The sequence below is a fragment of the Chryseobacterium sp. MYb7 genome (assembly GCF_002979455.1).
In the GTDB taxonomy this organism is placed as follows: domain Bacteria; phylum Bacteroidota; class Bacteroidia; order Flavobacteriales; family Weeksellaceae; genus Chryseobacterium.
In genome coordinates, this window is record NZ_PCOU01000043.1 from 15679 (window position 1) to 27574 (window position 11896).

An 11896-nucleotide genomic window follows, 5' to 3' on the forward strand; every position below is an offset into this window, starting at 1 on the left:
CTTGATTACAGTGTCAACACTAACAACCTATTAAATTAAATTTAACCGCTGTTTAGGTACTCTCTATTAGCTTTTATTTGTAGCCTTTATTTTTAGCTAAATGAATTATAGTGTTAAAATTAATTGTTCCTTTTGAATTATAATAACATTCTTCTATTATTGCTAAACATTCAAGTTCATTAAATTTCAATTCATCCATTTTACTCAATTCAATAAAGTATTTTTTCCCTAAATCAAAGGTAAACGCATTTGATATTCCAAATGCTACTCGTAACCATTCATCATAAGAATGGGTTATAGACTTTTTTTCTTTTTTAAGAAAATTAATAATTTTCAATATTTCTCTCTTATTAGATTGGGAATTCTTTCCTATATCATTGTGTAGAATAAATTTACTTTTTGTACCTAAATTTTTATTAATGTTTATTTTTGTTTTAGATGCTGATTGACTTATCGATTCTACATACTCATCATGATTAATTTCAAACTCAGAATATAATTTTTTTACTGTAATATTTTCATCACATGAGATAAAACATAACCTTGTATAATCATTACCACTTTTATCAAGCTCAATATTATATTTTTCTAAAAAGTAAGCAGAAACTTTTTTGAATGCTCTTTTATGATGAAAGTCTATATTTTCATTAGTTAATTGAACATCATTAAATTTTAGTTTAATAATCCCTTTTAAACCCGCTCCTGATGGGGAAATCCAATTAGCAATTATAAAATTATCATCATTGAGAATGTCTTTAACAGATTGAATTAACTGAATATCTAATTTATCAATATCAATTACCAATAAGTGATTGTAGTGTATGATTCCTTCTTTTTTTCGATTATTTTGTTCAAATAAGGCACAAAAAGTAACAACGGGAAGATTTTTTTTCTTGATTGAGTATAATTCGCTTCCTGATTTATAGAGTTCATTTAATTCAAGAGTAAATAATTTAATCTTATTACTTTCAATTTCTTTAAAAATATCCTCTAGCGTTTTAACAATTGAAATTGAATTTCTAAGATTACTTAAATAACTAACTTGTAAATCATTCACCATAAATATTTATTCTTTAAGTATGCCAATATAATAAAAAGTATTTAACACTTATAGAATCATCAATTAAAAAACTAACCTTAATAAAGTTGTCAAGGTTTTTAGTAAAATTAATTTATAATTTTTTTTGTATTCTGTTTAAAAGTTCTTTTATTTATTCATTACTTACCATATAGTATTAAAATAGCCTTGATAACCTTTCAATGCTTAATTCAAAATATCTGATCTAATTAACAGGAGTGAATTTCTCTTTTAATTTTTCATATAAATATGTCGTCTTATAAACTCCTTCATTTAGCTTCCAGTTGTTTATATGGTGTATTCCTAAATCGGTTCCATGAAAATAAGCTAAACTTTCTAAGGAAAGGTTATCAATTATACTTTTATCATTTAATAAATCTATAAAATCATTGTTTTTGCATAAATGAGAACAAGCTGTAAGAAATGTCGAAAAACCATTATCATTAGATATATAAGTTTTTAATTCATTTTTATATTCATTATAATTGTAGTAAGACAAAAACGTGAGACAATAATATATTGTTGCACCTGGTTTATAAGTTGTAGTTTGTAAATATCGGAGATAATATTTTTTTAAATCCTCATTTCTTTCTTGAGATATACAGTGTAATAGTTGATCTGAAAAGCTTTCGTCATTTGTATTACTAATAATTTCTAATATTTTAAGTATCTGATTTTTGTTAAAACCGTAATGAATATTAAATGTTAGAAAATTTAAGCCGTTAGTTCTTACCTGATTGTCTTCACTTTTTAAATTTTCAATTGCGTTATCAAATTCTTTTACTCTTCTTTCTTTTAGAAAAGTATTGAATTTAGTTTCAGATTTTTCTTCAAATTCCTTTAAAGCATCTCTGGACGGTTTAATTCCAAACTGATAAGTCAAGATAGGGAGTACAACCCCTATAAAAGCTAGAATTATTGTAATAACTGTATATAAAGTCCCAAATGATGAAATCATAGAACTTTGGTTTGTAATTGTTTCTGTAGCTTGATTAATTCGTTCTTCTAAGATTTTAGTTTTAATACCATTTTGTTCAGAAATTAGAGAATCTACTTTTTTATTCAATAATTCAATTTTCTTGCTTTGCTGATTATTATTGGAGGTATATGTTTGTGAAAAAGAAAAGACGAAGAAAATTAGAAATAATATTAGTAATATTTTTTTGAACATGGTGTTTTAATAATTTTTCAAATATAATAACTTTAATATTGAAAGGAACAATTTTTGATAGCTAAAAACGGATTGCAAATTTTTATATCTTTGCAATTCAAATTTTATTGAGAAACAAAGCGTTTGCTTTTTATACTACCTTACAGGAATCTGGTAAATTCAAAATTAGGAGTAGATAAATAAGCGAAATGCTCATGCCATAGGCGTGGGCTTTCCTGTTTATTTCCTAATGGCTTACCAGAGCCTCTGTAAGAATAGATAGTGCAAAGTTCCACGCTTTCTGCATGTATAAACTAAATCTTTCACTTTGGGACTGAGTGAGTAAAAACTTTCATTATGAAAAAATTATTATTCACAATTGGTTTAATCTTGCCAACACTATTTTTTGCACAACAAACACAAAAAGATTCAAAATGTGACCTTCCAACAAATTATCAAGAACCCAAACCAGACAAAAAAGTACAGTCTTTCTTAAAAAAGGTAGATGCTACTATTGAAGATCTTAGAAAACATATTGCAGTAGAAAATGACTGTAATGAGAAAGATGTGATCTTTTTAAGAATATCTGAACAAAAAGGAAATGGAATGTATTCCGTTTGTGTGAAAGGTAAGGAAATGAAGTATAAGAGAATGGGAAGTGTTTTCATGGGGGTAGGAGAAAATCCTTTTGATGTAAAACAGTAAAACTATTGTATGATGAAAAAGGTTTTAGTCTTTGTGTCATTGGCGGTTATTTTTACAGTTAAAGCACAATCAAATATAGTTACACTTGATGAGCAATTTAATACATCTGGAATAAGTAATTCTGCTCCTACATACCAACCTGTAAAAGAGCCTAATCAATCCCAGCAAAGTATATATCCCGATTGGGTAAACAAGATTAAAGAACCTGCTATATCTGAAGATATTAGACCTGAGATAAGAGAAATTATCAGAGATGTAAAATCTAAACCAACACTAAAAGAGGCGGGCAAAGTTCAGGAAGTAATTGATGAGATGTTTCCTAACAAAAGTACTGTACCCAACCAAGCACCTGTAGTACAGCCAATCAAGACTGTAGAACAAAAGCCTATTGCTCCTGTAAGTAAGTACCAAAAGAGCTTCGATATTGATGAATTATTAAATGTTTTTATTCCACTAATTATAATATTAGGTATGGTGTTATTCTTTGTTTGGGCTAATTCAAAAAGCAAAGTAAATACATCTCTGCCTACACAAAAAGACAATCAACTTTCATACAGTCAAAGGGAGACAAGATTAAAAGAAACTTTAATTGAATCAGCAAAACAGACTTTAGTTTTAGATTTAAGAGAAATGGAAATCAAAGGAATATTAGATGATCGAGAGATAGCTATTAATGCTTTATTGAGAGTCTACGAAGAAATTTCAATGGATCAAATAGAAGAATACTCCAAAGCTTCTAATATCTCTAAGATTGAAGTTGGAAAAATAATTAAGGGTACTTATCAAATATTACAAACTCAATATTATTCATTTTTCAATAATGCAATATAATACGACATGTTTTGTCGCTTTGCAGATATACCTTTGTATTATTAAATTAGGAAAGCCAATAAATCTCTTTGAAGAGAAAATAAAAAGTTTTAATTTTGAACGCATTAAAAAAACACAACTATGAGACAATAAATTTACTACGCAATTTGTGTATTTCTCATATACACAATTATTATAATCACTATTTATTTAACATTAATCAACACAAGTATGAAAAAACTCTACATGTGTGCATTATCTCTATGCACTATTACGGGCATATTTGCCCAAGAGGTACTTTGGCAGAAAGATTTAAAATCCAATTCGCAGGATTTTCTAAGCCAGATTACGACGACTATTGACGGGCAATATCTTGTCACAGGAAGTTCTATTCAAAGTGATAAACTCCAACAGAACAGCAAACAAAACAACGGTTATGATTTTCACCTTGTAAAACTGGATCAGCAGGGAGAACAAGTTTTTGAAAAATATTTTTCAGGAAACAATCACGACTATCTATCTTCAACGGTCACTACTCAGGACGGAGGATTCCTTATTTCTGGAACATCATATTCAGGCAAGGGATTGGATAAAAAAGAGGATTCTAAAGGAGGATCAGACATTTGGTTAATTCGAATCAATGAATTTGGAGATGAGTTATGGCAAAAGACCATAGGAATTTCAGTAGATGAAGAAGCCAGATCAGTTATTCAAACAACTGACCAGGGGTTTATAGTTGCAGGCACTGTCCAAAACTCATCAAAAGGCTACGGTTCAAAAGATGTACTTATCGTTAAATTAGACAAAGACGGAAAAGAATTATCCCAACTCATTTTTGGTGGTAAGGCGATTGATGAAGTAGAAAAGATGATCCCAACCCGTGATGGCGGAGCATTACTTGGAATTTACTCCAGAAGTGGTATCAGTGGTACAAAGAAAACAGAAAACTACGGTGAAGGAGATTATTGGATTATAAAGCTCTCAAAAGACGGAAAAATTGACTGGGAGAAAAACTTTGGAGGAAAAGGAGATGATCATATCAGAACCCTAGCCTCAACTTCTAATGGTTACCTCATAGGTGGAGAATCCAGATCAGAAAGATCAGGCAATAAAACTGTAGGAATAGAAGAAGCAACAGATTTATGGCTTATTGCATTAGATCAAAATGGGAATGAGCAGTTCCAAAAATCTTACAACTTTGGAAACAGAGATATTCTAATGAGTATGAGTGTTCTTCATTCAGCAGATGACAAATCTACAAAAGGCGTATTATTAGGTGGCTACACTCAGGCTGAAGGCAGAATACAAACAGGTGATGAAACTTTCTGGATGTTATACTTAGATCAAAATGGAAATGAGCAGTGGAGAAAACACGTAAAAGGAGAATCCAGAAAGAAGGAAGAAAGACTTTCGGATTTAAAGCTGAACAGAGATGGCTCAATTATTCTTGCAGGGACAAGTGCTGAAGAGTTAGGTAAAGAAAACTGGAAGATCGTAAAACTGGGAGATAAGCAGGTTGATCAGCTGATTGAAAAATACGACATCAAGATCTATCCGAATCCTGTTTCTGACTATGCTTACGTAGAAATAGGCTTTAACTTCAAAGATGCAGATATTCTTTTGTATGATATGAGCGGAAGACAGCTTCAGAGTATAAAAACGAAGAATAGAGTCACCAAGATAAATACTCAGTCCTTAGTTCAAGGTGCTTACTTAGTGACTATAAAAACTGATAATAATAAAACAGCGAATGCGAAGCTGATAAAGAAATAAAACTGTATTATGAAAAATTATATTTACATCCTACTACTATTTATAAACACCCTTCTTTATTCTCAAGATAAGAGTATTAGTAGTTACGCTTTAATTAAAGGAGTTGAAACAAGTAATAAATTATATTCAGGATTAGTTAATGTTTCCGTTCCTCTTTATCAGATCAGTCTTGGAAATGAATTAACATTAGCAAGTAACCTTACATATGAGTCCAATGGGTTCAGGCCACATATAGAGCCCGATATTGTAGGTCTTAATTGGAATGTTAATTTATTTGGCAAAATTACAAGAGAAACAAGGAGACCTCTGACTCGAAAATATTCATTATTTTATAACAAAGTAAGTGATAATGAACAAGATTGTTTTAGACCTGTTTCCTCCAATTTTACAAAGAAAGTTTTGTTAGAAAACCCTATTAGTACTTCTAATGAGTACTTCACATGGATGACGGATAAATATTATTTTGATTTTTTTGGTTATAAAGGATATTTTGTTATTGATCATAATGGAAAAACTATTGTTTTTTGTGAAAATGCTAATCTGACTGTAGATATAAATAACCTTAATTGCCAGCCTCTTTTTGGAGAGATCACATTTTCTGAAATCACTTTAAAGGATGATAAGGGTAACATATTTATTTTTGGAGGCTCATCTAATGAATTAGAAATTAACTACCATCAATTAAATGTTGATTATTCTGAATATGCCACTCCAGCTGTATATAATACTTCTGCAAAAAGGAATATAAGAACAAATTATATTGTTGGATGGAATTTAAAAAAAATAATCCTGTATAACGGAAGAATAATAAATGCTACATACAAAAATAGTAACAAAAGCATTTTAAATAATTTTATTAATGAAGGGAAGAATGTTACCACTAATTTTACGATCTCATTTCCAGACAAACAAACTTTAAAAAGCAATAATTTATTTATCGGTAGACAAGAAAATAGTGCTATTACTACATCATCACGCTCCGTATATGACGGAACTATTGGTGAAATAGTTTCAGGCGAAAAGAATACGGAAACTATATATTCTAAACAATGTATATTAGAAACTATCAATATTAGTGATTTTGGAAAATTAAATTTTGAGTACGATGAAACAACAAATCCTTTAGAACTTACAAAGGTTTATTTAAAAAAAATAACAGTCTTTGATACGAATAATTTGCTCGTAAATAATATCTCTTTATCTTATGATAATCTAGGCGGAACTTACAAGAGAACTTTCTTAAAAAAGGTTTCCAATGAAAAAGATGAGGAATATTCTTTTGACTATTATAAAACAAATGTTTTTCCACAATATAATGCAGGAAACAAGAATACAATGGGCTTCTGGAATGGTAAAATAACCTATACTGATCCTGAAAATCCAGATAAAGAAATATTCAAAGCAGGTTTATTAAAAAGAATATTACTTCCTACACGAGGATACAAAGAATTTTTTTACGAATCTCACAAGTATTCCATGATTTATAAAGAGGAAAATGTAGTTGAAAATGTCACTGAAAACAAGTATTATGGAGCAAGATTATACAAAGAAGTCAATAATGACGGAATCCATTCATATACTAAAAATTATAAGTATGTAGATAACTCAAATAAGTCAACAGGAATTTTAGACCAGGGAGTTTATTACAAGCCCACACCTGTTGTTTTTATGAACCCAAATGGTTTGATAACTTATACTGCGGCTATGACCTCATCTACAGAAAACCTTTCCCCGAATATGTATAGTTCTGATCTAATACATTATACAGAAGTTCAGGAAATTGATGAAAAAGGAGTGGTAAAATATTTTTTTACCAACAGAAAAACTAACCCAGACGAAGCTAAATCTTTATATTTTAAGAATCCTAATTTTAATGGGATAACTAATCTAGGAGAGCCAAAATTATTATCGAAGGAAAACGAAAGAGGAAAACTAAAAAAAGAGGAATTGATAGATGTTAATGGTATTCTTAAAAGTAGTACAGAATATACATACAAAAATTTCTTAAATAATATTCAGCCTATCAATGAACCCACAAGTAATTGTTCAAGTTGCAAAATTACAGATAATAATTATTATGTATTTACAGAAGGTTTGCCGTCATCTGATGGTAGAAGAATGTACATTCCTGTTCTTCCATACTTGCCTGAGAATATTACGACAACAGAATACTTTGGAAATAAGATTATTACGACAAATTTTAAAAAAACTTATAATGATAAATATTTGTACTGGCATCCTTTTCCTATTGAAACCAAAGAAATTTTGACAGATGGAAGTGAAATCACGAAAAATATTTATTATCCAGGAGATGCATTAAGGTTAAATGATGCCTGCCTTACAGGTAACTGCAATGATCTTGATTATGCTGGCGGCAAATATGCTACTTACAAAAATCTGCTTAATGACAATTTCATTGAGCCTGTAATTACAATAGAGAAAAATACAGCAGGTAAAAACCAGTTATCGGAAAATATTTATACCAAAGATGCCAATACTTCAAATGTCTGGAAAGTTACAACAACAAGAAACTCTCTTTTAAATGCTGATTTTTCTTCTCTTTCAAATGTAAAGACAGAAGATCAAATGTACTATCAGTTATATGATGATAAGGGAAATTTACTACAAAATAAAACAAAACAAGAAATTCCTACAACAACAATATGGGGATATAATCAGACTTTACCTCTTGCTCAGATACAAGGTATTACATATGTAGAATTGATGCAAATATTTGGACTTTCCACAACCCCAACAGCATATTTGAATTTAGATATAGTAAAAAAATCTAACGTTGATAAAGATGCTAATTCAGAACAATTATTAATTAGCTCACTGGAAACTTTTAGAAAAAATCCAGCTTTGCAAAATTATTCAATAACGACTTATACATATAATCCTTTAGTGGGTATAACAAGTAAAACTTCTCCTAATGGGATAAGAGAGAATTATATATACGACACAAAAAATAGACTTGGTAAAATCACTAACATCTCAGGAGAAACTATTAAGGATTTTAATTATAACTATGCTTCCCCATATACGTATCCAACAATATTTTATAATTCGGAACAGACTAAAACATTTACAAGGAGAAATTGCGGGGCAGGTTTTGTAGGTGGGACTTATACTTATACAGTTCCTGCTGAAACTTATTCTTCTACTTCAAAAGACGATGCGGAGCAACAAGCATTGTATGATCTTGAAGCTAATGGTCAACTCTTAGCGAATACAAATGCTGTATGCATACCATCGGAGTGTCCATTTACTCCTACAGGAGGGTTGTCATTGACCACACCTTCTGTAATTTATAATGAGGGAAACGTTGTTAAATTTAGTGCTTATATCAGCACAAATAATTTAGATCCAAACTTTTTTTATACAAATCGTACACTTGGACTAATATCAGGAAATTGCAAACGTACTCTCACAGCTATAGTATTTACATTTAACGAACCTCCAGGAGGAATGTTTGGTGATACTCCAGCTAACCGTACATGGGAAATCAGAGTTGATATTGGCGGAAATGTATCCGCAAAATTAATATCTGGGACCATAGTACCTGGCAGATATAATTACTTAAATTTTACCTTCCAATTTGACAAAAACTAAAACACAATGAGAAGAATAATAATACCGATAAATGCTTTGTTTATAACAGGTACTCTGCAAGCACAGCTTACTACGCTTCCTAATACAGAAAACTATATCCAGAGTAAAACCTATCTGGATTATAATGGCACCACCGCTACAAAATCTTTAGAAACTGTCCAATATTTTGACGGGCTGGGAAGACCAAAGCAAATAGTCAATGTAAAAGCATCACCATTAGGAAAAGATGTGGTTACTCCTATTGAATATGATCCGTTTGGAAGACAAGTAAAAGACTTTTTACCTATTCCGCAATCTTCAACACAAAATGGAGCTATTTTTCCAACGCCACTAGGTAATGCTTCAACTGTTTATGGTAATGAAAAGATTTATTCTGAAAAAGAGCTCGAAAAGTCTCCTTTAGACAGGATTCTGGAGCAGAAACAAGTAGGTAATGACTGGAACGGAAAATCTATAAAATTTGGTTATGAAGCCAATTCTACAGATGACAAGGTAAGAAAATTTATTGCTCCTACGACTTGGGTAAATGATGCTACTCAATCAGGAATTGCTAATAATGGACTCTACGGAGAAGCACAATTGTATAAAAATATTATAACTGATGAAGATAACAATAAAACGATTGAGTTCAAAAATCCTAAAGGACAGTTGCTATTAGTAAGAAAAGTAATTAGTGCTACAGAGAATGCAGATACTTACTATGTTTACAATGAATATGATCAGTTAGCGTTTGTTATTCCCCCACTTTTATCCAAATTAGACAGTTGGGGAATACCTGAACATGATGCCTTAGCTTATCAGTACCGTTATGATACAAGGGGTAGACTTGTTGAAAAGAAACTTCCTGGCAAGGATTGGGAATTTATGGTATATGACAATGCAGACAGAATGATTCTTTCCCAGGATGCTAATCAGAGAGCTTTATTCAGCTGGACGATCTATAAATATGATATCTTCGGAAGACAAATTTATACAGGGATAAAGAAGGCAGATAATACCAGGATTGGAATGCAGAATCAGATTAGTGGAGGAGCTGTTCTTGAAGGTAGGGCTAATATGCCCCTGAATGCCAATGGAATGGATTACTATTATACCAATATGAATTGGGGACTGGATACACTTTTGTCAGTGACTTATTATGACTCTTATCCTCAACAGTATGGTTTTAATCCTCCATTTCCTTCAACGATTATGGGAGAGCCAGTTCTTTCTGAAACTCCTACCGCTGACGGAAGAAGTACCAAAGGGCTTCCTGTCTTGAGTCTTGTAAAAAACATTGAAGATGACGGCTGGACAAAAACCTACACCTATTATGACAGGAAAGGAAGAGTGATTGGAACCCATTCTATCAATCATTTGGGAGGATATACTCATACGGAATCTAAACTGGATTTTGCAGGGGTTACCAAACAGACTGTAACAAGACACAAACGATTAGATACTGATACCGAAAGAGTCATTACCGAAACATTTGAATATGATAATCAGAACAGGCTTCTGGTACACAAACATCAGGTTGACAGTAACCCTATAGAGATTCTAACCCAGAATATCTATAATGAGCTATCCCAGGTGACTAATAAGAAAGTGGGAGGAACAGATCTTGCGAGTCCATTACAGTCCATGGATTACCAATACAATATCCGTGGCTGGCTTACCAAAGTTAATGATCCAGCTTCATTAAATGGAAAACTATTTGGATATGAGATCAAATATACCAATCCTGTATATACCAATTTAACATCAGGTAAGTATAATGGAAATATTGCAGAGATAGATTGGAGAAATGCCTCAGAGGGCACTTTGAAAAGATATTCTTATGCTTATGATCCTCTCAACAGATTGAAAGACGCAATCTATACAGAACCAGGTGCTACCAATCCTTATAATAACAATTTCAATGAAAATCTGACTTATGATTTGAATGGAAATATCATGACATTAAAGAGGAATGCTTATCCAGTATCTGGGACTACAGCAACACAGGTTGATGATCTTGAATATAAATATATAGGAAACCGTCTGAATCAGGTGATAGAACATTCCTCTAATACATCAGGATATGAGGGAGGTAATAACTTCATTGCTTATGATGTTAATGGAAATATGACAGATATGAAGGATAAGGGGATTCAATCTATTGTTTACAATTATATGAACCTACCGACTTCAATTGGAATGCAGTTTACAAATTCTTTTGGAAATATAAGTACTACAAATATAAATCATTTGTATCGTGCTGATGGGGCAAAACTTCGAAAAACATACAGACAACAAGCTCATATGGGACTTCCAACGATTCGTATGACTGATTATCTGGATGGGTTTCAATATTCGTACATAGATGATGGAGGTATATGCATCACATGTAGAACTGAAACAGCATTTGAAATGCAGGCTTATTCAAAATTTGTAAGTCCAATACTTAACACGCCTAAGTGGAAGCTAGATTTTGTACCTACTTCGGAAGGGTTTTACAGTTTTGTAGAAAATCGCTACATTTACAATTATAAAGATCATTTAGGAAATGTGAGGGTAACTTTTGCAAAGGATAATGCTGGTGTAGTACAGTCAATAGATACTAATAATTATTATCCGTTCGGATTAAACCATATTGGTGGATCTTCTTACTCAAACTTTGGAAGTTATTACAACTATAAATTCGGAGGAAAGGAACTTCAGGAAAGTGGGATGTATGATTATGGAGCAAGGTTTTATATGCCAGACATAGGACGCTGGATATCTCCAGACCCTTTAAGTGAAGAATA

7 protein-coding genes are annotated in these 11896 nt (G+C 31.4%); 5 read left to right on the plus strand and 2 right to left on the minus strand.

Annotation, left to right across the window (positions count from 1 at the left end):
- Positions 1-73: 73 nt before the first annotated feature.
- Both CQ046_RS22480 and CQ046_RS22485 read right to left on the minus strand, forming a co-directional pair.
- Positions 74-1060: a BT4734/BF3469 family protein gene (locus tag CQ046_RS22480; protein WP_105704407.1), complete on the minus strand. Its 987-nt coding sequence runs from the start codon at positions 1058-1060 to the stop codon at positions 74-76.
- A 223-nt stretch (positions 1061-1283) separates the two neighbouring features.
- A complete protein-coding gene (locus CQ046_RS22485) occupies positions 1284-2144 on the minus strand; it encodes a hypothetical protein (protein WP_123906672.1) in 861 nt (286 codons plus the stop codon).
- A gap of 441 nt (positions 2145-2585) precedes the next feature.
- Between CQ046_RS22485 and CQ046_RS22490 the strand changes: the two genes are divergently transcribed.
- The 5 genes from CQ046_RS22490 to CQ046_RS22510 all read left to right on the plus strand — a co-directional run.
- Positions 2586-2933 (plus strand): hypothetical protein, encoded by a 348-nt coding sequence (locus CQ046_RS22490; RefSeq protein WP_105704409.1) that lies wholly within the window; start codon positions 2586-2588, stop codon positions 2931-2933.
- A gap of 12 nt (positions 2934-2945) precedes the next feature.
- The gene (locus CQ046_RS22495) at positions 2946-3764 is read left to right on the plus strand and encodes a hypothetical protein (RefSeq protein WP_123906673.1); all 819 of its coding nucleotides are present in this window, start codon (positions 2946-2948) and stop codon (positions 3762-3764) included.
- A gap of 210 nt (positions 3765-3974) precedes the next feature.
- Positions 3975-5516: a T9SS type A sorting domain-containing protein gene (locus CQ046_RS22500; RefSeq protein WP_105704411.1), complete on the plus strand. Its 1542-nt coding sequence runs from the start codon at positions 3975-3977 to the stop codon at positions 5514-5516.
- A gap of 9 nt (positions 5517-5525) precedes the next feature.
- Positions 5526-9128, plus strand: a complete 3603-nt coding sequence (locus CQ046_RS22505) for a DUF5977 domain-containing protein (protein ID WP_105704412.1) — start codon at positions 5526-5528, stop codon at positions 9126-9128.
- A 6-nt stretch (positions 9129-9134) separates the two neighbouring features.
- Positions 9135-11896 (plus strand): DUF6443 domain-containing protein (locus CQ046_RS22510; protein WP_105704413.1); only part of this gene is annotated, 2762 nt, incomplete at its 3' end.